General features: G+C 59.4%; 24 protein-coding genes. 14 read left to right on the forward strand and 10 right to left on the reverse strand.

The window, feature by feature from the left end; all coding sequences use genetic code 11:
• Window positions 1-126 precede the first annotated feature (126 nt).
• The 13 genes from gyrA to ACP7AD_RS01695 all read left to right on the forward strand — a co-directional run bounded on the left by gyrA (window position 127) and on the right by ACP7AD_RS01695 (window position 14,722).
• Window positions 127-2,793 (forward strand): DNA gyrase subunit A, encoded by a 2,667-nt coding sequence (gene gyrA, locus ACP7AD_RS01635; protein ID WP_426146691.1) that lies wholly within the window; start codon window positions 127-129, stop codon window positions 2,791-2,793.
• Complete coding sequence (locus ACP7AD_RS01640; protein WP_426146689.1) at window positions 2,793-3,365, forward strand: DUF2059 domain-containing protein; 573 nt, start codon at window positions 2,793-2,795, stop codon at window positions 3,363-3,365. Before gyrA ends, ACP7AD_RS01640 begins: the two co-directional genes overlap by 1 nt.
• Entirely contained in the window at window positions 3,362-4,468 is a 1,107-nt protein-coding gene (gene serC / locus ACP7AD_RS01645) for a 3-phosphoserine/phosphohydroxythreonine transaminase (RefSeq protein ID WP_426146687.1), read from the forward strand. The genes ACP7AD_RS01640 and serC overlap by 4 nt, the downstream gene beginning before the upstream one ends.
• A 1-nt stretch (window position 4,469) precedes the next feature.
• On the forward strand, window positions 4,470-5,552 hold the full coding sequence (gene pheA, locus ACP7AD_RS01650) for a prephenate dehydratase (protein WP_426146685.1): 1,083 nt from the start codon (window positions 4,470-4,472) through the stop codon (window positions 5,550-5,552).
• A 61-nt stretch (window positions 5,553-5,613) separates the two neighbouring features.
• A complete protein-coding gene (locus tag ACP7AD_RS01655) occupies window positions 5,614-6,492 on the forward strand; it encodes a prephenate dehydrogenase (protein ID WP_426146683.1) in 879 nt (292 codons plus the stop codon).
• Window positions 6,493-6,502: 10 nt separating this feature from the next.
• Window positions 6,503-8,506 (forward strand): bifunctional 3-phosphoshikimate 1-carboxyvinyltransferase/cytidylate kinase, encoded by a 2,004-nt coding sequence (locus tag ACP7AD_RS01660; protein WP_426146681.1) that lies wholly within the window; start codon window positions 6,503-6,505, stop codon window positions 8,504-8,506.
• A 168-nt stretch (window positions 8,507-8,674) separates the two neighbouring features.
• The gene (gene rpsA, locus ACP7AD_RS01665; RefSeq protein ID WP_426146679.1) at window positions 8,675-10,363 is read left to right on the forward strand and encodes a 30S ribosomal protein S1; all 1,689 of its coding nucleotides are present in this window, start codon (window positions 8,675-8,677) and stop codon (window positions 10,361-10,363) included.
• A 68-nt stretch (window positions 10,364-10,431) separates the two neighbouring features.
• Window positions 10,432-10,746: an integration host factor subunit beta gene (locus ACP7AD_RS01670; protein ID WP_426146677.1), complete on the forward strand. Its 315-nt coding sequence runs from the start codon at window positions 10,432-10,434 to the stop codon at window positions 10,744-10,746.
• A gap of 62 nt (window positions 10,747-10,808) precedes the next feature.
• Window positions 10,809-11,093 (forward strand): LapA family protein, encoded by a 285-nt coding sequence (locus ACP7AD_RS01675; RefSeq protein ID WP_426146675.1) that lies wholly within the window; start codon window positions 10,809-10,811, stop codon window positions 11,091-11,093.
• A complete protein-coding gene (gene lapB, locus ACP7AD_RS01680) occupies window positions 11,083-12,228 on the forward strand; it encodes a lipopolysaccharide assembly protein LapB (protein WP_426146674.1) in 1,146 nt (381 codons plus the stop codon). Before ACP7AD_RS01675 ends, lapB begins: the two co-directional genes overlap by 11 nt.
• Before the next feature lie 20 nt (window positions 12,229-12,248).
• Window positions 12,249-13,190 carry a D-glycero-beta-D-manno-heptose-7-phosphate kinase gene (rfaE1, locus tag ACP7AD_RS01685; protein WP_426146672.1) on the forward strand — a complete coding sequence of 314 codons (942 nt, stop codon included), beginning with the start codon at window positions 12,249-12,251 and terminating at the stop codon, window positions 13,188-13,190.
• 34 nt (window positions 13,191-13,224) lie between these two features.
• On the forward strand, window positions 13,225-14,232 hold the full coding sequence (rfaD, locus tag ACP7AD_RS01690; protein WP_426146670.1) for an ADP-glyceromanno-heptose 6-epimerase: 1,008 nt from the start codon (window positions 13,225-13,227) through the stop codon (window positions 14,230-14,232).
• Between the two features lie 109 nt (window positions 14,233-14,341).
• The gene (locus tag ACP7AD_RS01695; protein ID WP_426146669.1) at window positions 14,342-14,722 is read left to right on the forward strand and encodes a ComEA family DNA-binding protein; all 381 of its coding nucleotides are present in this window, start codon (window positions 14,342-14,344) and stop codon (window positions 14,720-14,722) included.
• A gap of 75 nt (window positions 14,723-14,797) precedes the next feature.
• On the opposite strand, the gene phbB is transcribed toward ACP7AD_RS01695, so the two are convergent.
• The 3 genes from phbB to ACP7AD_RS01710 form a co-directional block, all read right to left on the reverse strand.
• Window positions 14,798-15,535: an acetoacetyl-CoA reductase gene (phbB, locus tag ACP7AD_RS01700; protein ID WP_426146667.1), complete on the reverse strand. Its 738-nt coding sequence runs from the start codon at window positions 15,533-15,535 to the stop codon at window positions 14,798-14,800.
• Between the two features lie 102 nt (window positions 15,536-15,637).
• Entirely contained in the window at window positions 15,638-16,816 is a 1,179-nt protein-coding gene (locus ACP7AD_RS01705) for an acetyl-CoA C-acetyltransferase (RefSeq protein ID WP_426146665.1), read from the reverse strand.
• 110 nt (window positions 16,817-16,926) lie between these two features.
• A complete protein-coding gene (locus ACP7AD_RS01710) occupies window positions 16,927-18,693 on the reverse strand; it encodes a PHA/PHB synthase family protein (RefSeq protein WP_426146663.1) in 1,767 nt (588 codons plus the stop codon).
• 102 nt (window positions 18,694-18,795) lie between these two features.
• On the opposite strand from ACP7AD_RS01710, the gene ACP7AD_RS01715 reads away from it, so the two are divergent.
• Window positions 18,796-19,137 (forward strand): hypothetical protein, encoded by a 342-nt coding sequence (locus ACP7AD_RS01715; protein ID WP_426165956.1) that lies wholly within the window; start codon window positions 18,796-18,798, stop codon window positions 19,135-19,137.
• Here ACP7AD_RS01715 and pgeF read toward each other — a convergent pair.
• The 7 genes from pgeF to ACP7AD_RS01750 form a co-directional block, all read right to left on the reverse strand.
• Complete coding sequence (pgeF, locus tag ACP7AD_RS01720) at window positions 19,042-19,872, reverse strand: peptidoglycan editing factor PgeF (protein ID WP_426146661.1); 831 nt, start codon at window positions 19,870-19,872, stop codon at window positions 19,042-19,044. The genes ACP7AD_RS01715 and pgeF overlap by 96 nt on opposite strands.
• Before the next feature lie 2 nt (window positions 19,873-19,874).
• Complete coding sequence (locus ACP7AD_RS01725) at window positions 19,875-20,087, reverse strand: hypothetical protein (RefSeq protein ID WP_426146659.1); 213 nt, start codon at window positions 20,085-20,087, stop codon at window positions 19,875-19,877.
• Between the two features lie 75 nt (window positions 20,088-20,162).
• The gene (locus ACP7AD_RS01730; protein ID WP_426146657.1) at window positions 20,163-20,780 is read right to left on the reverse strand and encodes a hypothetical protein; all 618 of its coding nucleotides are present in this window, start codon (window positions 20,778-20,780) and stop codon (window positions 20,163-20,165) included.
• A 59-nt stretch (window positions 20,781-20,839) separates the two neighbouring features.
• Window positions 20,840-21,748: a hypothetical protein gene (locus ACP7AD_RS01735; RefSeq protein ID WP_426146655.1), complete on the reverse strand. Its 909-nt coding sequence runs from the start codon at window positions 21,746-21,748 to the stop codon at window positions 20,840-20,842.
• Complete coding sequence (locus ACP7AD_RS01740; protein WP_426146653.1) at window positions 21,745-22,347, reverse strand: hypothetical protein; 603 nt, start codon at window positions 22,345-22,347, stop codon at window positions 21,745-21,747. The genes ACP7AD_RS01735 and ACP7AD_RS01740 overlap by 4 nt, the downstream gene beginning before the upstream one ends.
• Window positions 22,340-23,089 carry a phosphate/phosphite/phosphonate ABC transporter substrate-binding protein gene (locus ACP7AD_RS01745; protein WP_426146651.1) on the reverse strand — a complete coding sequence of 250 codons (750 nt, stop codon included), beginning with the start codon at window positions 23,087-23,089 and terminating at the stop codon, window positions 22,340-22,342. Before ACP7AD_RS01745 ends, ACP7AD_RS01740 begins: the two co-directional genes overlap by 8 nt.
• Window positions 23,086-23,598, reverse strand: coding sequence for a PAS domain-containing protein (locus ACP7AD_RS01750; protein WP_426146649.1), 513 nt, complete (start codon window positions 23,596-23,598; stop codon window positions 23,086-23,088). The genes ACP7AD_RS01745 and ACP7AD_RS01750 overlap by 4 nt, the downstream gene beginning before the upstream one ends.
• Window positions 23,599-23,600: the final 2 nt, after the last annotated feature.

The raw sequence follows: 23,600 nt of genomic DNA on the forward strand, positions 1-23,600 counted from the left end.
CCGACACAGAGCGGCGTTTCTTCCAAATATGTTGCTGACCTGCCACAAACAAGCCGCTTTAAACTCGAGCCTTAAAATCAAAGCACTTTTCGCCCATACCTTGACACTTCCCAAACCAGGCTTTTCATGACCCAGTTCGCAAAAGAAACCCTGCCCATCAGCCTAGAAGAGGAAATGCGAAGAAGCTACCTCGACTATGCAATGAGCGTTATCGTGGGCCGGGCACTTCCCGATGCCCGCGATGGACTCAAGCCGGTACACCGGCGTGTCCTGTTTGCCATGCACGAGCTGAACAACGACTGGAACCGGCCATACAAGAAATCTGCCCGTATCGTCGGTGACGTCATTGGCAAATACCATCCGCACGGTGACCAGTCAGTCTATGACACCATAGTGCGCATGGCCCAAGACTTTTCACTGCGCCACTTGCTAGTGGATGGCCAGGGCAACTTCGGCTCGGTCGATGGTGACAGCGCTGCAGCGATGCGTTACACCGAAATTCGGCTTTCCAAGATCGCTCACGAACTGCTGGCCGATCTGGACAAGGAAACGGTTGACTTCGGCCCCAACTACGATGGCAGTGAACAGGAACCGCTGGTCATGCCGACCCGCCTGCCCAACCTGCTGGTCAATGGCTCCGGCGGCATTGCTGTAGGCATGGCAACCAACATTCCACCGCATAACCTGAATGAAGTGGTGGATGCCTGCCTGCATCTACTGAAACATCCGGAAGCGTCTATTGATGAACTGATGGAGATCATTCCCGCGCCAGACTTTCCCACGGGCGGAATTATTTATGGCATCAATGGCGTAAAAGATGGCTATCGCACCGGCCGCGGCCGGGTTGTCATGCGCGCCAAGTGCCACTTCGAGGATATCGACAAGGGTCAGCGCCAGTCCATCATTGTCGATGAGCTTCCCTACCAGGTGAATAAAAAGACGCTTCAGGAGCGCATGGCAGAACTGGTCCACGAAAAGAAGATCGAGGGTATCAGCCACATCCAGGACGAAAGCGACAAGTCCGGAATGCGCCTGGTCATTGACCTCAAACGGGGTGAAGTGCCCGAAGTCGTTCTGAACAATCTGTACAAGCAGACCCAGTTGCAGGACACCTTCGGCATCAACATGGTGGCGCTGATCAACGGCCAGCCCAAGCTGTGCAACATCAAGGACCTGATCCAGGTATTCATCTCCCACCGCCGCGAAGTGGTGACGCGCCGCACCGTGTTCACGCTGCGCAAAGCGCGCGAGCGCGGCCATGTGCTGGAAGGTCTGGCCGTCGCACTGGCGAATATTGACGAGTTCATCGCCATCATCCGCAATGCGCCGACACCGCCCGTGGCAAAAGCCGAACTGATGACCCGGGCATGGGACAGCAGCCTGGTGCGTGAAATGCTGACCCGAGCGCGAACCGATGGCGGCATGGTCAATGCCGACGATTACCGCCCTGACGGTCTTGAGGAATCATTCGGCATGGGTGGCGACGGTCTCTACCGGCTGTCAGAAACCCAGACGCAAGAAATCCTGCAGATGCGCCTTCAGCGCCTGACTGGCCTGGAGCAGGACAAGATCGTTGCTGAATACAAGGAAGTCATGGCCGAGATTGACGACCTGCTCGACATTCTGGCCAAGCCGGAGCGGGTCTCAACCATCATTGGTGAAGAACTGGCGGCGATCAAGCTGGAATTCGGCCAGACAAAGCTGGGCGCCCGTCGCAGCCATATCGAGCACAGTTCGTTTGATTTGAGCACCGAAGATTTGATCACGCCTACCGACATGGTGGTCACGCTCTCGCACACCGGCTATATCAAGAGCCAGCCGCTGTCTGAATACCGGGCGCAAAAGCGCGGCGGGCGCGGCAAGCAGGCCACGGCGACCAAGGAAGACGACTGGGTCGACCAGCTATTCATCGCCAATACGCATGACTACATTCTTTGCTTTTCAGACCGTGGCCGGCTCTACTGGCTGAAGGTCTGGGAGGTGCCGGCAGGTTCGCGCGGTTCGCGCGGCCGGCCGATTGTCAACATGTTTCCGCTGCAGGAGGGTGAAAAAATCACGGTGGTCTTGGCATTGACGGGGGAAAAACGCAGCTTTCCGGCGGACCGTTATGTGTTCATGGCCACGTCCATGGGAACGGTCAAAAAAACCCCGTTAGACGACTTCAACAATCCTCGCAAGGGCGGCATCATTGCCGTGGCGCTCGATGAAGGGGATTACCTGATCGGCGCTGCCCTGACCGACGGAAAGCATGACGTGATGCTGTTCAGCGACGGCGGCAAGGCGGTTCGTTTTGATGAAAACGATGTGCGCCCGATGGGACGCAATGCGCGAGGTGTCCGGGGCATGAATCTGGAGGATGGCCAAGGGGTCATTGCCATGCTGGTCGCCGAAGATGGGGAACAAAGCGTGCTGACAGCCACCCAAAAGGGTTTTGGCAAGCGCACGTCCATCACCGAATACACGCGGCATGGTCGGGGCACCAAGGGAATGATTGCCATCCAGCAAAGCGAGCGCAACGGTAAGGTCGTCGCGGCAACACTGGTTCATGCTGACGACGAGATCATGCTGATCACTGACAGGGGCGTACTGGTGCGCACACGCGTCAGCGAGATTCGTGAAATGGGACGCGCCACTCAGGGTGTTACGCTGATAGGTCTGGATGAAGGTTCGCAACTCAGCGGCCTCCAGCGCATTGTTGAAAACGATGCGGCGCTGGAAGATGCAGACGAAAGCCTTGATACTGATACTGAAAACGACGCAGGCAGCGATGCCGTCAACCCGGAACAAAATTGATGAAAAAATTGATCACTACGCTGGCTTTTGCCAGCCTTGCCCTCAGCACGGGCCTGCACGCCCAAACCATAAACGCCAAAACCGAATTAGCAGCCAAGGTCGTCAAGCTTCAGCAGGGGCCGGAACTTGACCGGCTCATCGCCCAAATGGCAGGCAGCACAACGCAAGAACTGATCGCCAACTGGGGACCCCGGCTGGAAACGAATGTGGCCAAAGCCAACCAGCAAAAAGCATCGGAAGCACTGAATGCCGAACTCAAGAAGTATTCCGACGACACCAACCAGCTGATTGCCAAACAGGTCAGCAAGGTCAGCACCGATGTTCTGGTGCCAGCCTATGCCGAGCGTTTCACGCTGGAGGAGTTGCAGCAAATTGCCGCTTTCTTCGAATCACCCGCCATCAAGAAATACCAGGCCAATTCACCTGAACTGGGCAATATGTTTGTCCAGAAACTGATTGACGCCTCAAGGGTCGATGTACTCGCCCGGGCCAAGCAGTTTGATGCAGCTGCTCTGAAAATCGTGGGCGGGCCTGCATCGGCGCCCAAGGCCAGCCCGCCCGCCAAGAAATGACCCGGCCCTTCAACTTCTCGGCCGGTCCTGCCAATTTGCCAGAAGCTGTGTTGCAGCAGGCGGCCGCCGAAATGCTCGACTGGCATGGCAGCGGCATGAGCGTGATGGAAATGAGTCACAGGGGCAAGGAATTCATTTCGATTTACGAAAACGCTGAAGCGGACTTCCGCGAACTGATGGCAGTTCCCAAGAACTTCAAAATACTTTTCATGCAAGGCGGCGGACTCGCGGAAAACGCTATCGTTCCGCTGAACCTGTCGCGCGGTGGCTCGGCTGATTTTGTGGTGACCGGCAGTTGGAGTGACAAGTCGCAAAAGGAAGCGCGCAAATACTGCGATGTCCAGATTGCCGCCACGACTGAAAGCGGCGCCTTCACCAGCCTGCCGCCCCTGGCATCCTGGCAGTTGCGCCGTGATGCAAGCTATGTGCATGTCTGCACCAACGAAACCATTCACGGCGTCGAGTTCCAGGAGTTGCCCGACCTGAAGGCCTTGGGCAGCGAAGCACCGCTGGTGATCGACTTCTCGTCGCACGTGGCTTCACGGCCCGTTGACTGGTCCAGGGTCGGCCTGGCGTTTGGCGGCGCGCAAAAGAACTTGGGGCCTGCTGGCGTGACGCTGGTGGTGGTGCGCGAAGACTTGCTGGGACATGCCTTGCCGGTCTGCCCGAGCGCCTTCAACTACAAGACGGTGGCAGACAACGATTCGATGTACAACACGCCGCCAACCTACGCCATCTATATTGCGGGGCTTACCTTTCAGTGGCTCAAGCGGCAACGGGAAGGTGAGGCAACTGGCATCGAAGCCATTGAAAACCACAATCTGGCCAAGGCGCAGTTGCTGTACGACGCCATCGACAGTTCTGCGCTGTTTATCAATAAGGTCAGCAAGGACTGCCGCTCCCGGATGAACGTACCGTTCTTTTTGCGCGACGAGTCACGCAACGATGCCTTTCTGGCTGGCGCAAAAGCACGCGGCTTATTGCAACTGAAAGGCCATAAATCCGTGGGCGGCATGCGCGCGAGTATCTACAACGCCATGCCATTGGCCGGTGTTCAGGCGCTGGTGAGCTACCTGCAAGAATTCGAACAAAAACACGCCTGATATGACTGCCAACCTTGCTGATTTGCGCATCCAGATTGACGCGCTCGACAAACAACTGCTGACCCTCCTGAACCAACGCGCACTGGTTGCGGAACAGGTCGGAGAAGTCAAAAAGCGCGAAGGAACGCCTTTTTTCCGGCCCGACCGGGTTGCCCAAGTCATTGAAAAGATCCAGCAGACCAACAAGGGGCCGCTTAAAAATGAACACGTGGCGGCCGTCTGGCGCGAAATCATGTCGGCCTGCCTCGCGCTTGAGTCACCGGTACGAGTCGCTTATCTGGGCCCTGCCGGAACGTTCAGCGAAGAAGCCGCCGTGCAGTTTTTTGGCTCCAGCATTGAACACGTTCCCTGCACCAGCTTTGATGAAGTGTTTCGGTCAGCCACGGCAGGCACGGCAGAATTTGGCGTGGTGCCGGTTGAAAACTCGACCGAGGGCGTCGTGTCACGCTCGCTCGACCTGCTGCTGAACTCACCGCTGCACATCGTGGGAGAAGTCAGCCTGATGGTGCGGCACAACCTGCTGCGGCTTTCAGACTCGCTCGAGGGCATCGAAGTTGTCTATGCGCACCCGCAAGCCCTGGCCCAATGCCAGGGATGGCTGACCACGCATTTACCTCATGTCGAACGCCGCGCCGCTTCCAGCAATGCAGAAGGTGCACGCCTGGCAACCACCCATCCGGCCTGGGCCGGCATTGCCAGCGCCAGAGCAGCCACGCAGTTTGCACTGCACACGGCAGCGCATGCCATCCAGGACGACGCCTTTAACCGCACCCGCTTTGCAGTGGTTTGCCTACCGCAGACGCTTCCAGCCCCGTCCGCCTCGGGCAAGGATTGCACCAGCCTGGTGGTTTCAGTACCCAACCAGCCGGGTGCCGTGCATGACATCCTGGTGCCGCTGAAAACCCATGGCGTTTCCATGACGCGCTTTGAATCGCGTCCCGCCCGCTCGGGTCAGTGGGAATACTATTTTTATATCGACCTCCAGGGCCATCCGTCCCAGGACCACGTGAAAGCTGCACTGGCGGACCTGCAGCAGCTTTGCGCGTTTTACAAGGTTCTGGGCACCTACCCCGTCAGCGACTGATGCGGGATTCAAGGCGGGGCGCAGTAGCACCAAACAAAAAAAACAATTTCAGGGGTGTGGCATGTTCGAACAATTAGGCCTCATCGGCTGCGGCCTGATGGGCAGTTCCTTTGCACTGGCGCTTAAGCGTGCCGGTCTGGTCAAGCGCGTTGTTGGTTACAGCAAATCCCCCTCCACCACCGAGCGGGCTCGCCAGATGGGAGTGATCGACGTGGAAGCACCATCGGCGCTTTTGGCTGTCTCTGGTGCAGACATCGTCTTGCTAGCCATCCCCGTGTCGGCCACGGAAGCCACTTTCAAAGCCATCCGGCATCTTGTCGGACCCACGACGCTGGTGATGGATGTCGGCTCCACCAAGCGCGACGTTGTGGACGCGGCACGTCGGGTGCTGCGCGAGCAGGTCGGCTCATTTGTTCCCTGCCATCCGATCACCGGCAAGGAAGTCTCGGGGGTCGAAAATGCGGACGTGAATCTCTACGCAGGCAAGCAGGTCATCCTCACGCCGATCGAACGTACCTTGAGCGCGCAGTTGCAACAGGCAACGGATGTGTGGACGGCCTTGGGCTGTCAGGTATTGCGCATGTCACCCCAGGCGCACGACGCGGCTTATGCAGCTGTCAGCCACTTGCCGCACCTGATCGCTTTTGCCATGATCAATGGCATTACGTCCCAGGCGCAGGGCCGTGACTACATGGCGCTGGCCGGACCGGGATTTCGTGATTTCACCCGCATCGCCGCGAGCGACCCGGAGGTCTGGCGCGACATCCTCATGGCCAACCGCGAAGAGTTGCTCACGCAGTCCAGAATTTTCCAGCAATCCCTGCAATCGCTTGAACAGCTGATTTCAAGCGGCAGCGGGGAGGCACTTGAATCACAAATCGGGCAAGCCAGTGAAGCGCGCGCCAACTGGCGCATTTCCTCGCACAACGCTCCCAAGTAAAGCACCGTTCATGTACGACATTGAGTTTCTCGACCTTCCGCCGCTGGCCTGCGTCGCAGGTGAGGTCCGCCTGCCCGGCTCCAAAAGCATTTCCAACCGCGTCTTGCTGCTGGCCGCGTTGAGCAGCGGCCAGACCACGGTTCATGACTTGCTCGCTTCCGACGATACCGCTGTGATGCTCACCGCTCTTAAGCAACTCGGCTGCACGGTGGTCCAAGACGGCGACACCGCCGTGATCGGCGGACTGGGTGGCCAGCTCATCGAGCGCAAAGCCACACTGTTTATGGGCAATGCGGGCACCGCCATGCGACCCCTGACCGCTGCACTGGCGCTGCTGGGCGGCGAGTTTGAACTGTCGGGCGTGCCGCGCATGCACGAACGGCCCATTGGCGATCTGGTCAATGCCCTCAGGCAACTGGGATGCGCCATTGACTACCTCGGGGGCGAGGGCTTCCCCCCTTTGCGGCTGCGTCCAGGGGTGTTGAAGCTCGACCAGCCGATTCGGGTCCGGGGCGACGTTTCCAGCCAGTTTCTCACCGCCCTGTTGATGGCCCTGCCGCTGGTGGCAAAGCAAGCCATCTGCATCGAAGTCGTCGGTGAATTGATTTCACGGCCCTACATCGAGATCACGCTCAACCTGCTCAGGCGCTTCGGCATTCAGGTCGAGCGCGAAGGCTGGCAACGTTTCACGATTCCGGCTGGCAGCACCTACCAGTCGCCCGGTGCAATCCATATCGAAGCCGACGCCTCATCTGCTAGTTATTTCATAGCACTTGGTGCAATAGCAGCAAGCGCAAAAGGCCAAAATAGCTTAAAAATTCTGGGAGTAGGCGCGGACTCCATCCAGGGCGACATCAGGTTTATCGAAGCGGCTCGCCTCATGGGCGCCCGCATCGACAGCACGCCCAACTCCCTGCAGGTGTCGCGCGGCGCGTGGCCGCTCAAGGCGGTTGACATGGACTGCAACCACATCCCCGACGCCGCCATGACGCTTGCCGTGATGGCGCTGTATGCCGACGGAACCACCGTGCTGCGCAACATCGCCAGCTGGCGCGTGAAGGAAACCGACCGCATTGCCGCCATGGCCTGCGAATTGCGAAAGCTTGGCGCGACCGTCGAGGAAGGCGCGGATTATTTGAAAGTGACCCCGCCCGGGCAGGCCGGCGCGTGGAAGCCCGCAGTCATTCATACCTACGACGATCACCGCATCGCCATGTGTTTTTCACTGGCGGCCTTCAACCCGGCCGAGCTGCCGGTCCGGATTCTGGACCCCAAGTGCGTTGCCAAGACCTTTCCGGACTATTTTGAAACGCTGTTCTCGGTCACCGAAGCACGGGACGGCCAGATACCCGTGATCTGCGTGGACGGTCCCACCGCCTCCGGGAAGGGAACGTTGGCGGCGCTGACGGCGCATCACTTGGGTTATCACTACCTGGACTCGGGCGCCCTATACCGCTTGAGCGCTTTCGCTGCCTTGCGCGCCGGCCTGTCACTCGATGACGGCGACGCGATTGCCGAAATTGCACGCAGCTTGCCGGTCCGGTTCAAGGGCGACCGCATTTTTCTATCCACCGGCGACGCCGAAGAAGACGTTTCCGAGGAAATTCGCACCGAACTCGCCGGCATGGCCGCTTCCCGGGTTTCAGCCCATCCGCAGGTCCGCAATGCCTTGCTGGACTTGCAGCGCAGTTTCCGGCAACTCCCCGGTCTGGTGGCCGACGGCAGGGACATGGGAACGGTCGTATTCCCCGACGCGCCACTCAAGATTTTCCTGACCGCCAGCGCTTTGCATCGTGCCGAACGCCGGTACAAGCAATTGATCGCAAAAGGAAACGCGATTACAATCGCCGCCATTCAACAGGATTTGGAAGCGCGCGACCAACGGGACATGTCCCGCAAAGCCGCACCGTTAAGACCTGCTGATAATGCTAAGTTACTGGACAACTCCGACCTGACGATTGATGAATCGCTGAATCTGGTGATGGACTGGTGGCAAGGCACCCGGCCCTTCTGACCCTCGACGCGCATCCTTCTTATGGGGCGCAGGGTTCGCAGGAACATTTTAAGCAACCTGCGGTCTTACCTGTCGTTTGATCGCAAAACCTCACCAAACCGCCGCAAGCAGCCCTAAAAACAGTAGCAATTCCGCTATTGGAAACCTGTTGTGTGGATTAGGAAATTCATGTCTGAATCTTTTGCCGACCTGTTTAACGAATCACTTGAACGCTCTGAAATGCGCTCCGGTGAAGTCATCACCGCTGAAGTAGTGCGCATCGATCACAACCATGTGGTTGTGAACGCCGGCCTCAAGTCAGAGGCTTACATTCCTCTCGAAGAATTCAAGAACGACCAGGGCGAAGTTGAAGTCCAGGTCGGCGACTTTGTCTCCGTCGCCATCGACTCCGTCGAAAACGGCTACGGCGACACCCTGCTGAGCCGCGACAAGGCCAAGCGCCTGGCATCGTGGATGAGCCTGGAAAAAGCCCTGGAATCCGGCGAATTCGTCACCGGCCAGACCAGCGGCAAGGTCAAGGGCGGCCTGACCGTTCTGGTCAACGGCATCCGTGCTTTCCTGCCCGGCTCGCTGATCGACACCCGCCCTATCAAGGACTTGTCTCCGTACGAGAACAAGACCATGGAATTCAAGGTCATCAAGCTCGATCGCAAGCGCAACAACGTCGTGCTGTCACGCCGCGCCGTGGTCGAAGCCAGCATGGGCGAAGAGCGCGCCAAGCTGATGGAAACCCTGAAAGAAGGCTCTGCCGTCAAGGGCATCGTCAAGAACATCACCGAATACGGTGCATTCGTTGACCTGGGCGGCATCGACGGGCTGCTGCACATCACCGACATGGCATGGCGCCGCGTGCGTCACCCAAGCGAAGTGGTGACGGCTGGCCAGGAAATCGTGGCCAAGATCCTGAAGTTCGACACCGAGAAAAACCGCGTGTCGCTGGGTCTGAAGCAAATGGGCGACGACCCATGGATGGGCGTGAACCGCCGCTACCCGCAAAGCACCCGCCTGTTTGGCAAGATCACCAATATTGCCGACTACGGCGCGTTCGTGGAACTCGAGCCAGGCATCGAAGGCTTGGTCCATGTTTCCGAAATGGACTGGACCAACAAGAACGTGGCGCCAAGCAAGCTCGTGGCCTTGGGCGATGAAGTCGAAGTCATGGTTCTGGAAATCGACGAAGACAAGCGCCGCATCAGCCTGGGCATGAAGCAGTGCAAGGCCAACCCATGGCAAGAGTTCGCCGTGGAAACCAAGCGCGGCGATCGCGTCAAGGGCCCGATCAAGTCGATCACCGACTTCGGCGTGTTCGTGGGCTTGGCTGCCGGCATTGACGGTCTGGTGCATTTGTCCGACCTCTCGTGGAACGAGCCCGGCGAAGCCGCAGTTCGCAACTACAAAAAGGGCCAGGAAGTCGAAGCCATCGTGCTGGCTGTCGATGTCGACCGCGAGCGCATCTCCCTGGGCATCAAGCAGCTTGATTCCGATCCGTTCACGACCTTCGTGTCGATCAACGACAAGGGCGCGATTGTGACCGGCAAGGTCAAGACGGTTGACGCCAAGGGTGCAGAGATCGATCTGGGCGAAGACATCATTGGCTACCTGCGTGCCAGTGAAATCAGCCGTGACCGCGTTGAAGATGCGCGTAACGTGCTGAAAGAAGGCGACGAAGTATCGGCTGTCGTGGTGAACGTGGATCGCAAGACCCGCAACATCCAGCTGTCGGTCAAGGCTAAAGACAATGCTGATCAGCAGGAAGCCATGGCAACGCTCAGCCAGCAGTCGTCGCGTGAAAGCGCCGGCCTGACCAGCCTGGGCGCCCTGCTGCGCGCCAAGCTGGACAGCAACGAGTCCAAGTAATCTTGTCGGACAGAATCCATGACGCGGTTTGCCGTGCATGGTTTCTGCCACCAACCAGATAATTACGGATGACCCGAAGCGATTTAGTCGAAGAGCTCGCTGCCCGATTCAGCCAATTGACGCACCGTGATGCCGAGTTGGCGGTTAAGAAACTTCTTGATGCCATGGGCGATACCTTGGTGCGCGGCAACCGTATTGAAATCAGGGGTTTTGGCAGTTTTTCCATCAACCGGCGCCCTCCTCGCATGGGACGCAACCCTCGGTCTGGAGAAAGCGTGGCGATTCCTGAAAAGCGGGTGCCGCATTTCAAACCGGGTAAGGCCTTGCGCGAAGCAGTCGATGCTCGAACGGAAGAATTGCTGAAGGTTCCGCTTCCGAGTTAACTCTTGGGGCTTTCTCGCCCGGTGGGCTGGCTACAATTGTCAGACCACTCCGGGGATTACCAGTGAAATACCTGACGTGGCTGCTCAAGGCAGCCATTTTTTTTACGCTTTTTGCTTTTGCGCTGAACAACCAGCAAACGGTTGCAGTGCATTTCTTTTTTGGTACCTTGTGGCAAGCGCCTCTGGTGCTCGTGGTGCTGGCCACCTTTGCCTGCGGTCTTTCAATGGGTATTTTGGTCATGATGCCGCGCTGGTGGAAGAAACGCAAAGCTGCTTTGGCTCCTGTATCGGCTGCGCCTCTGGAAGAAGCCGAGAACAACCCTGTCCCGCTTCAACATGGAATTTGACTTCACCTGGGTTCTGCTCGGATTTCCGATTGCCTTTACGCTGGGCTGGCTGGCCTCCCGGCTGGACTTGCGGCAACTGCGCATCGAGAATCGCCAAGCGCCCAAAGCCTACTTCAAGGGACTGAACTTCCTGCTCAACGAGCAGCAGGACCAGGCCATTGATGCCTTTATTGAAGCTGTTCAGAACGACCCCGACACGTCAGAGTTGCACTTTGCTTTGGGCAACCTGTTTCGCCGCCGTGGCGAATACGAGCGCGCCGTAAGGGTTCATGAGCATCTGATGTCGCGCGGCGACTTGACCCAGCCTGAACGCGAGCGCGCCCAGCATGCACTGGCACTGGATTTTCTGAAAGCCGGTTTGCTTGATCGCGCCGAGGCTGCGCTTCGAAAGCTCGAAGGCACAGCGTTTGAAGAAGAAGCCCGGCTGGCGCTGCTGTCGATTTACGAGCGCTCGCGTGACTGGGCCAATGCCACCGAAATTGCCGCCCGGCTTGGCAATTCCAGCCACGGCAGTTTCAGTACGCGGCAATCGCATTATTTGTGCGAGCAGGCGAGTGCCTCCATTGCCACGGGCGACACTGGCGTGGCGCTTGGCGCCCTGATGCAAGCCGTGGCCATGGCGCCAGCTTCCGCCAGGCCATTGATCGATCTGGCCAAGCTCCAGAGCCAGCTAGGCCGGGGTCACGATGCGTTTCTGACACTGCGCACGCTCACCGCGGTTGCTCCGCATGCCTTGCCACTGGCCGCCAACCTGTTGGCCAATGTGGCGAAAAGTAGTAGCGAACAGCAAGCCGCACTGGCGCTGCTCAAGGCCGGCTATGCCCAGACACCTTCGATTGACCTGATCGAGGCTATTGTCAAGCTTGAAAAAGATTCCATGTCCGCGCGTAACTGGTACGTAACGCACATGGAGCGTGAAATTTCCCTGGTGGCGGCCAGCAAATGGATTGCGGGGGAAAAACTTGAAGACGAACATCACCACATGCTGGTGCAGCGGGCGATGGATCAGGCCACCAAACCCTTGATGCGCTACCGCTGCGCTGCCTGCGGTTTTGAAGCAAGCCAGCATTTTTGGCATTGCCCCGGCTGCCAGGCGTGGGACAGTTACCCCGGGCGCCGCATTGAAGAGCTGTAACGCTGTCGATCTTAAAAAAAATGAATCTAACCATAACTCCCGAAAAAATTGCATTGGCCCGCGTCTTGGTGGTTGGCGATGCCATGCTGGACCGCTATTGGTACGGTGCCGTCGACCGCATTTCACCCGAGGCACCAGTTCCCGTAGTGCGCGTGACCCGCACCGAAGAACGGATTGGCGCGGCCGCCAATGTGGCTTACAACATCGTGAAGCTGGGGGCACGAGCATCCCTGTTGACGGTGGTGGGCGAGGATGAAGCAAGCCATACCCTGGAAGACCTGGTGGCGAAAACCGGGATCACGCCCTACTTCGGCCGTGATGTAAACCTTAAAACCACGGTTAAATTGCGCGTGATCGGGCGCCAGCAGCAATTGCTGCGGCTCGACTTTGAAAACACGCCTGAGCATGAAGTGCTGGCATCCCAGTCAGCCACCTTTGAAACCCTTTACCCAGAGCATCATGCGGTGCTGTTTTCTGATTACGGCAAGGGCGGCCTGGCGCACATCGTGACCATGATTGCCCAGGCGCGCGCTGCCGGCAAGGTGGTTCTGGTAGACCCCAAGGGTTCGGATTTCGAACGCTACAGGAATGCCAGCGTCATCACGCCCAACCGCGCGGAACTGGAGCAAGTCATTGGTCCCTGGAGCAGTGAAAACGAATTACGCACCAAGACCCACAATCTGCGCTCGGTGCTCAATCTTCAAGCATTGCTGGTCACTCGAAGCGAGGAAGGCATGACCCTGTTCGATGCGCAAGGGGAACTGCATGTTCCCACGGTGGCCAGAGAGGTGTTTGACGTCACCGGCGCTGGTGATACCGTGATTGCCACGCTGGCCACCATGACGGCGGCCGGCCTGAGCCTGCGCGATGCCGTACCGATTGCCAACCGTGCTGCGGGCATCGTGGTGGGGAAATTTGGCACGGCCACTGTCAACTACAGCGAGCTTTTTGCGGCTTCCTGAGCGCTGCGGCTCCCTGCACATTCTAGGAATTTTCATGAAAATCGTAGTCACCGGCGCTGCCGGCTTCATTGGCAGCAACCTCATCAAGGGGCTGAACGCCCGCGGCATTGATGACATCATCGCGGTGGATGACCTGACGCAGGGCGACAAATTTCGCAACTTGGCCGATCTGAAAATTGCCGACTATATCGATGTCGCCGATTTCTATGGCCAGTTTGCCGACGAGGCCTTCGGACACATCGAGGCAGTATTTCATGAGGGCGCCTGCAGTGACACCATGGAGTCGGACGGCAAATACATGATGGCCAACAACTACACGCTGTCGTGCGATTTGTTTCGCGCCTGCCGTAACCAGAACATCCGCCTGCTGTACGCCTCGTCCGCCGCCACTTACGGCGGCTCGGACACCTTCAGCGAATCACCCGAGTTCGAGCGGCCGCTCAATGTGTACGGCTATTCCAAACTGCTGTTTGACCAGCATATGCGGCGAGAACTGGGCATGTGTTTTAAAAATGCAAAAACGCAAGTCGCCGGCTTTCGCTATTTCAATGTCTATGGTCCCCGCGAGCAGCACAAAGGACGCATGGCCAGCGTGGCCTTTCACCAGTTCAACCAGTTCCAGACTGAAGGCAAAGTCAAACTGTTTGGCGACTACGGCGGCTATGGTCCAGGCGGCCAGATGCGTGACTTTGTCTTCATCGACGACGTGGTAGCGGTGAACCTCTGGTTTTTCGACCATCCTGAAAAATCCGGAATTTTCAACCTGGGCACGGGTCGCGCGCAACCCTTCAATGATGTCGCCCTTGCCGTTGTCAACAATTTGCGCCAGGTTCAGAACGCAGCACCATTGAGTCTTGAAGACGCCGCACGTGGGGGCTTGATTGATTACATCGGCTTTCCGGAAGCACTCATCGGCAAATACCAGAGCTACACCCAAGCGGACCTAAACGCCTTGCGTGCAGCGGGCTGTCAGCATGCATTTGCCGACGTTCAATCGGGTGTGACGGCGTATATGCGCTGGCTGCGCGACGCCACCAATTGAACTCCTGTCGAGTTACAAAAGGTTTTTTGGAAAAAACTTTACTGGCGAGTCAACCCGGCTGAGTTGAAGACGTTAAGAAAGTGTATCTTTTTTATTACAAGATGCAACAATGGTTTCACTCACTCCATGTTCAAGGAACTTACTCAAAAAATTACTGCTGTTTTTCGCTGCCATGTCTCTTACTGCAGCCTTTGCTGCGGTTGATGTCAACAAAGCCAGCGAAGCTGAACTCGACGGCATCAAAGGCGTTGGTCCTGCGACCAGCCAGCTGATTGTTACCGAGCGCAAAAAAGCCGAGTTCAAGAGTTGGGACGACTTCATCGCCCGTGTGAAGGGCGTGGGCGAAAAAAGCGCCGCCAAGTTCTCGGCAGAAGGCATGACGGTGGGCGGCTTGCCTTATCAGATCGCTACCAAGTCCGATGCCAAGACAGCCAAAAAAGATGAGAAGGCTGTCGCCACCAAACCCGAAGCCAGTGCAGCAAAAAAGTAGGCTGAACCGAGCATAAAAAAAACCCGCATCAGGTGCGGGTTTTTTTATGCCTGGAGCCGTATCGGCCCGGATACCTTAACCCATGTGCAGGCCACCATTGAGCGAGAAGTCAGCGCCCGTGGCATAGCCGCCTTCTTCGGACGCGATCCAGGAGATGATGGAAGCAATCTCTTCCGGTTTGCCCAGACGCTTGGCGGGCACGCCGGCCACGATTTTCTCCAGCACCTCAGGACGGATCGCATTGACCATGTCGGTGCCGATGTATCCCGGGCTGACCGTGTTCACTGTCACGCCTTTGGCGGCCACTTCCTGCGCCAGCGCCATGGTGAAACCATGCAGGCCGGCCTTGGCGGTGGAATAGTTCACCTGACCAAACTGGCCTTTCTGGCCATTGACCGACGAGATGTTGATGACGCGGCCAAAACCCGCTGTCACCATGTCTTCAATCACCTGCTTGGTCACATTGAACATGCTGTCAAGGTTGGTCGAGATCACGGCGTCCCAGTCCGCCTTGCTCATCTTGCGGAACTGGCCGTCGCGGGTAATGCCTGCGTTGTTCACCAGTACGCTGACCGGGCCGTGCTCTGCCTTGACCTTCTCGAAGGCCGCCACCGTGGACTCCCAGTCGCCCACGTTGCCGACCGAGGCGTAAAAGGTGTGGCCCAGGGCTTTTTGCTCATCAATCCACTTGGTGAAATCCCGCGTGGGACCGCAGCCGGCAATGACCGTGAAGCCATCTTTGGCCAGCCGCTGGCAAATGGCCGTTCCAATGCCACCCATGCCACCTGTTACATACGCTACTTTTTGGCTCATTGTCTTCTCCTTGTATCGTTAGATTTATGTAAAACTCTTGCTATTACTCTAATAGCTGCTCACGCCCTGCTGGTAAGCGCGCATGACACTTTTACCTGATATTCAGCGTTCCAGTGTGAGGGCAACCCCCATGCCGCCGCCGATACACAGGCTGGCTATGCCTTTTTTGGCATCGCGCCGCACCATCTCGTGCAGCAGCGTGACCAGAATGCGACAGCCGGACGCGCCAATCGGGTGGCCAATGGCAATCGCGCCGCCGTTGACATTCACCTTGCTGGTGTCCCAGCCCATTTCCTGGTTGACCGCGCAGGCCTGGGCGGCAAACGCCTCATTGATTTCGAGCAGGTCAAGATCCTGCGCCTTCCAGCCTGCGCGCTGCAAGGCCTTGGTTGAGGCCGGCACGGGGCCCATGCCCATGTAGGCGGGATCCAGGCCGGCCGTGGCATAGCTGGCGATGCGGGCCAAGGGCGTCAGTCCCAGGGCTGCAGCCTTTTTGGCGGTCATGACCATGACGGCGGCAGCGCCATCGTTCAGTCCGGATGCATTGCCTGCGGTGACGCCGCCCGCCTTGTCGAATGCAGGGCGCAATCCGGCCAGGCCTTCAGCACTGGTCTTTCGGTTCAGGAACTCGTCAGACGAAAACACCACCGGATCACCCTTTTTCTGGGGAATCGAGATGGGGATAATTTCATCCTTGAACTTGCCCGCATCCTGGGCCGCCGCCGCTTTCATCTGGCTGGCAAGGGCCAGCGCATCCTGGGCTTCCCGGCTGATGCTGTACTTCTTGGCGACGTTTTCAGCGGTGATGCCCATGTGGTACTGGTTGTACACGTCCCACAGACCGTCCACGATCATGGTGTCGACCATTTTCCAGTCGCCCATGCGCTGGCCATCGCGCGAGCCGTTCAAGACATGCGGCGAAGCACTCATGTTTTCCTGGCCGCCTGCAATCACGATCTCGCTGTCGCCGGTGGCCACGGCCTGTGCCGCGAGCATGACGGATTTCAGGCCGGAACCGCAAACGGCATTGATGGTCAGGCCCGGAATGCCGTGGGGGAATCCAGCCTTGAGCACGGATTGGCGCGCAGGGTTCTGGCCTACACCGGCGGCCAGCACCTGGCCCATGATGACTTCGCCAATCTGTTCAGCATTCAAGCCCGAGCGCTCCAGCACGGCCTTGATCACGGCAGCGCCCAGTTCAGTAGCAGGTATTTTTGCCAGCGAGCCGCCGAATTTTCCGACAGCGGTGCGGCCTGCTGAAACGATAACGATATCTTCCATGTTGTCTCCTTGATAAAACTTGAGATGCACTTCGGTGCAGTTGAACAAAAACAATAAAAAATTATGAGACCTGTCCAGACCTGAAACCTGGAACAGTTTTCAAGTCTGATTCAGGCCTTGACCTTGACGTAGCTGCCGGGCGCGGGTTCGATGGCCTTGAACTTGCGGCTGCCATAGGTTTTGGGTGCCGCAATCTGCTTGCCGGCGTGGCTCTGCAGCCAGTCGGACCAGTCGGGCCACCAGCTTCCGACATGCTCGGTGGCATTTTTTTGCCAGTCTTCCTGCGATGCGGGGTATTGATCGCCAAAAGTACGACTCGATGCCAGCTGGTCATTGATCCAGTAGCTGCGTTTCTTTTTGGCTGGCGGATTGATCACGCCGGCAATGTGGCCGGACGCCCCCATCACGAAGCGCTTCTTGCCCGGCAGAACCTGGGTTGACGCATAGGCGCCGCCAATCGGCACGATATGGTCCTCGCGCGAGCCATAGAGGTAAAACGGCATGTCGAGCTTGCCGAGATCGACCTTTTCGCCGCAAACCACCATTTTTCCGGGCTTGATCAGGTTGTTTTCAAAATAGGTGTTGCGCAGGTACCAAGCGTAAAACGGTCCGGGCAGATTGGTCGAGTCGCTGTTCCAGTAGAGCAGGTCAAACGGCGGCGGGGTTTCGCCCTTGAGGTAGTTGCCGACCACATAGTTCCAGACCAGGTCGTTCGGGCGCAAAAAGCTGAAGGTGGAAGCCAGGTCCTTGCCCTTGAGCAGGCCGCCCTTGCCCATTTCGGCCTCGCGGTACTTGACCGAGGTTTCGTCAATAAAGATGTCCAGGATGCCGGTGTCGCTGAAGTCGAGCAGCGAGGTCAGCAGCGTGACGCTTTCCACCGGCTTTTCGCCGCGCGCTGCCAGCACCGCCAGCGCCGTGCTCAGAATCGTGCCGCCAACACAGAAACCCAGGGCGTTGATGGTGTCGGAGCCGGTGATCTCGCACACTACTTCAATCGCCTTGATGGGCGCGTTCTCGATGTAGTCGTCCCAGGTTTTCTTCGCCATCGACTGGTCAGGATTGCGCCAGCTCATCACGAAGGTCCGGTGGCCCTGGGCCGTGGCATAGCGAATCAGGGAATTTTCAGGCTGCAGGTCCAGGATGTAGAACTTGTTGATGCAGGGCGGCACCATCAGGAAAGGCTTTTCATAGACCTTGTCCGTCAGCGGCTTGTACTCGAGCAGTTGAAAATACTCGTTCTCGAACACCACGGCGCCTTCGGTGGTGGCGACGTTTTTGCCGACCTCAAAGATGCTTTCGTCGGTCATCGAGACATGGCCCTGCTTCATGTCGTGAAGCATGTTGGCCATGCCTTTGGCAATGCTTTCGCCCCGGGTTTCGATGGCTTTTTTCTGCGCCTCGGCATTGAGCGCCAGAAAGTTGCTGGGTGCCGAAGCAGCCATCCACTGTTCGACCGCGAAACGCAGCCGCGCCTTGGTCTTGGCATCGCTCTCGGCCGCTTCAGCCAGTCCCATCATGGTGGTGGCGTTGAGCTGGTAAGCCGAGGCCAGGAATTTGGATACCGGGCTGGCCTGCCAGGCTGGATCGGAAAAGCGCCTGTCGGCCGGCGTCGCGGCGTCGCCGCCGGCATGCAAGCCCTGGTTCCAGATTGCCGATGCGCCGGCAATGTAACGCTGCTGAAGCTCAAGGAGCTTGGAGGGTTCGAACGTGATGGACGGTTGGGAAGGAGGCGCCAGGGACTTGAAACCCGACAGGTCCATCGCAGGAAAGCCGGGCGCAGTCCCGGACCCAAAGGACGACAGTGCTTGCTTGATCCCTTCTCCAAGGGTTTCCTGCATTTGTTGAGTCGCCTGTGTCCAGTTCAGTTCAGAATTCATCCATGTCTCCTGGGTTATGCAATGTCTGGGCAAACGCCATCTGCTGCTGCCAGTATCCTATCAATTACTTTTCAGATCCTGACAAGAAAGCATGAACTCACTATGTATTTGGTCGTTATAGCGTGGATGTATGTCGTGCTGATGATGAGCGCCGCCGAAGCCGCGAGCAGCAATGGAACCGTCCTGGGCGCATTGGTTACCCTTTTACTCTATGGCGTGGGTCCGGTGATATTGGTGATTTACCTGATGGGCGCTCCTGCGCGCAACAAGGCGATCAAAAAGCGTGAAGCAGAAGCGCGGGCAAATTTTCTGGCCTCCGCAAGCCAGGAGGCGCCTTCGGCCACCGCTTCAGCCGTCGAGCCAGATGCTGGCGGCCATTCGCCCGGTGGTGGCAAAGCCATTGCCCAAGATGCCGGCATCGCGCCGGTGGGAAAAGAATCTTGACGGATTGCCCGCTGTGCACCAAGGCGCGCTGCCGTCGTTTCCATACACCTGCGTGACACCCAGCGCCTGTAGCCGAAGGCAGGCCAGGGCGGGCAGGTCGGCCAGGTATTTGCCCGGCCCGATGGCGGTGAAGCAACGCGCCGCTTGGGGCTGCCGCGCTTCAAACGCAGCCCTCACCTCCTCGCCCACCTCAAACGCCGCAGGCCCGATACACGGACCCAGCCAAGCTATTATTTTTGTAGCTGCCCGCGCAGGCCTGTATTGCGTAAGAGCACTAAAAGACTTAAAAACCGACTCGATGACGCCCTGCCCTGCGGCGTCAGCGTTGCCGGCCAGCCCCCGCCAGCCGGCATGGGCTGCGGCGACCCTTGTGCCGTCCAGGGAAGCCAGCAGCACCGGCAGGCAGTCGGCCACCATGACGGTGCAGGCCAGCTTGCGATGCTCCGTCATGCAGGCATCCGCAGGCTGGCCGTCGGGAGTGGCCGGGTCAAGCAGTTCCACCCGGGTGCCATGCACCTGGTTGAGGAAAACTGCGCGCTTGGTTCCCGTGGCCGCCTTCAGCAGATGACGGTTGGCGTTTACCGATGCGGGCAGGTCGCCCACATGGCTGCCCAGGTTCATGGTGTCGAACGGCACGGCCGAAACGCCACCGGCGCGAGTGGTGAACACCGCCTTGATGCCGGCCGGCGCGGGCCAGTCCGGAACCAGCCAGTCGGGATGAAAATGGCCGGACATTTTCAAGCCTGACTGCCAGGACAGGCTGACGGCTGCGCCGGTGCCCGCACCCTGGCGCGGCCCAGTGCGTTGGCGGAAAGCGCCGCACAGGGCGCTTTCCGGTGCTCGCACCGGGTGATCTGGACCGGGGCATGGTCGTAGGCCAGGCCCTTGAGTTCCAGCGCGATGCGCACGCGAAACGACTTCGAAGAACGGAAATGGTTAAGCAGCTTCATGGCAGAAAGCATAAACCGGGATCGCGTTTCCTGGCTTTTCCTTCAGCGCCGATGGTGTGGAGACAGGCCGGCCGGTCAGCCGATGGCGGCAAAGCGTGTTCCTGCCTGCTTGATGCTCCAGAACAATTCGACCAGCGCCGGATTGTTCAGCAGGGGTTCGCCCATCAGGATCAGCCAGTAGCCGGCGCCGTCCACCCAAAAGGGCAGAAAGGCCTGGTCTGGCAGCAAAAATTCCGGGTCACTGTGAAATGACACATAGCGCGTGGCGCCATCCCAGCCGCGCCGTGCCTGCCGCGCCGCAAAATCCGAGTAGTCGGCAGCGGCAGCGCAGAGCAGTTCGGCCTCGTCCTGGCCGACGCCAGCGCGGCCCAGGCAAAATCCGCCTTCAGACGCCAAGACCGCGCGGCGTTCGCCCGACAGCGAGGCAATCACATGCTGCAAAAAATCGTCCAGCCGGGCATCGGGCCCCTGAAGCGATCCAGGCAGCGCCTGCACCCAGCCGTTTTCCAGCGCGCCCGCCAGCAGATCGGGCGCCGCTGGCTCGAAAGCGGTCCAAGCGGCCAGGCTCAATGAATGCTCGCCGGTCAGCAGGCTTTGCAGGGCGGCGGCGGTGTCATCGGGTGTCTTGTGGGCAAACGCATGCAGCGCGCCGGCAGGCGTCAGCATGAAGCATTCGGATGCAGTCAGGGTCATGGCATTTGCTCGACAAAGAGGTTGGTTTAAAAAAGTTTCCCGGCAAGCCGGCGGCAGGTTCAGACTTTTTGGCCGGGAAGGTGGTGCGCCAGCTTCCACAGCAAGGCTTGGAGCGGCTGCGCGGGGATGTCCAGTCGCGCAGCTCGCGCCTGGGCATCCTGGCCGTCGATCGCGTCGATCTCGATGCTTGATGCCAGGTCGTCGTCCTGGCACAGCTGTTCCAGCACCGACGCGGGCGTATTGCTTGCTGCCCATTGCTCGCCGGGATGAAAGATCATCCGTTTGATGAACGATATCCGCAACTCGAAAGGACGCTGCCGCGCCAGCGATTCGGCCAGTCTGCGCAGAAAAAGCGGGGCTCCGGGCAAGGCAGCCATGCGTGCCTGGAATTCGCTAAAAGCCAGCGTGCCTTCCATCAGGGCAGGTGCAGCCAATGGCGGCCGTTCAGCGGCGGCTGGCAGCGACACGGCACCAGCCGGCAAGGTCTGGGCGGGCTCAATAGAGAGCGATGGCCGCGAAGCCGGGCGGGCTTGGGCTGTGAGCGCCCCGCCAGGCGCTGCTGGCTTGATGGCCCGCGAGGCCGCTGCTCGTGCAGGAGCGGACCGGCCTGCTACCGCCTGCTGGAGCGCAGTCCGCATGGCTTCGACGCCGTAGGGCTTGTGCAGCAGCACCAACGGCTGGCTTTGCGTGAAAGATGCGTCCAGCGCTGACCAGGTCTGGTCAAAAGCGGGCGCCACCAGCACGGCAGGCGCGCCGCCGAGCGCCTTGAGCAATTCGCCTTGCGCCGCATCGGACCAGCGCGCCATTCCCCTGCCCGCCAGATCGACCACGTACAGGTCTGCTGGCGGCAGGGGCGCCCTGGGTCCGTCCGTGGCCGGCAGGCACTGCCAGCCGGGCAATGACTTGCCCACCAGCATGCCAAAGGCCACTTCTTCGCGGGCCGTCAGGCCGGCCAATGCAATGTTCATGTCGTCTCCCGGGGGTGTTCAAGCTGCAGGCTGACCGCTTCCCAGTCGTCGGGCAGGGCCGTACCCGACTTGCGCAATGCGCGCCGCGCCAGCATGAAGGCCAGGTTGTCATGACAGGTCACGCAGTGGTGCAGGAATTCGTTTTGAGCCGTCTGGTCCCCGGCCTCGAAAGCCAGCACCGCCTGCCCGGCCAGCAGGCGTGAATCGTCCGTACTGCAACGCCGCGCGCGGGTGGAAATGCCGGCCAAAGGATGGGCCAGCACGCTCCATCGCGTGGCCAGGGGATTGATGGCGGGCAAAGGCGCCTGGTCAAGCTTCGCCTCGAACCAGCGGGCCGCATGGGCCGAAAGCCGCCCTTTCGCCAGTTGCAGGGCGGTGTGCTTGAGCGCCACGTGTGATGCGCCAAAACTGCTGAACAGATCGGCCAGCGCCCCCTGCACCGGTTCGGCGCCGGGCAGTTCCAGCGCGGACTGCAGGCGCGCCATGTGGGCGTTCGGGTCACCCGGAACGTGCAGCAGGCGCCGCGCATGCCGGCGCACCGCGAGCCGGGCAGTTCGCAGGCAAGGTGCCGCGCCAGCCGTTTGCGCATGCTCAGTCAAGAAGCGTGTCCATCAGATCGATCATGAATTCCGCGTCTTCCTGGCTCATGGGCTCGAACCCCTTGGGAAGGCCCAGCGCGTCGAGCACATCACGGTCGGCAGGCTCGCTGCCGATGCCGAGCAAGGCCTGGCTGATGCGCGGCAGATCGCCGGCCATGCGCGGATGGGCCAGCACCACATGCGAGATGTCGCTGATGCGGCTTTCGACCAGCACGCGCAGCTGGCTGCGGGTCATGCGCGTGAGCGACGCATAGGCTTCGGCCAGGAAAAATCCGGCCTGCACCTCGCCCTTGAGGGTCAGGCGTGCGGCCGCCTGGAAATTTTCCACCGGCACCCATTCGATCAGGGACTCCGTCAGGTCAGCCGGTTCCAGCAGGCGCAGGCCGATCAGCTTGACGTCCTTGTTGTCTGTCAGTGCAATGCGGCTGCCGGGCCGGATGTCCTCCAGCCGCTGCAAGGCCGATCCAGCAGCGGTGGCGATCACCATCTCGTCAGACTTCCCGGCTGGCCGGGCGAACGGCATGTAACCCTGCTGGCGGATCATGTCGACGGCGTCGAACGGGTTGGCATAGACGAGGTCAACGTTGCCCCCGGCAAGCAGGCTGGACTGTTCCGGCGGGCTGGCCGGGGTCAGCAGGTGCAGCTTGATGCCGGAGCGGCGCTGCAGCAGCGTGTTGAGCATGTGCCAGCCGGCAAAACGCTCGGGCGAAAAATCGGGGGCGATCAGGAAATTGAGGGTCATGGTGCGGCTTTCTCTTTGTCCTGGGCCTGTTCCTGCTCCAGCCACTGCCGGTACACCGGAATCAGCTCGTCGATGCGGGTGCGCGAGGGCTTGCGCCGGACCGAGGTATAGCCTGCAATCTGCCCGTTGCGGATGTTGGGAACGGCGGTTGCGTAAACCCAGTAGTAAGAGCCGTCCTTGCGCAGGTTCTTGACATAGCCATGCCATTTCTTGCCCTCTGCGACCGTGTCCCACAGCCCCTTGAACGCAGCCTTGGGCATGTCGGGATGGCGCAGGATGTGGTGCGGCGCGCCGATCAGCTCGCCCCGATCCCAGCCGCTCAATTCGACAAACGCGTCGTTGGCATGGGTGATGAGGCCTTCCAGGTCAGTGCGGGAAACAATCAGCCGCCCTTCGGGAAACGGCACTTCCATACCGCTGGTGAACACCGTACGGGAGGTTCCGTCGGTGTAGGTCAGCCTGGACTCGAAGGCATTTGCGTTCGGCCGGGTCATGTCGGAAAGTTGCATGG

The organism is Polaromonas sp. DSP2-3-2b2 (assembly GCF_049895905.1).
Taxonomy (GTDB): domain Bacteria; phylum Pseudomonadota; class Gammaproteobacteria; order Burkholderiales; family Burkholderiaceae_C; genus Polaromonas.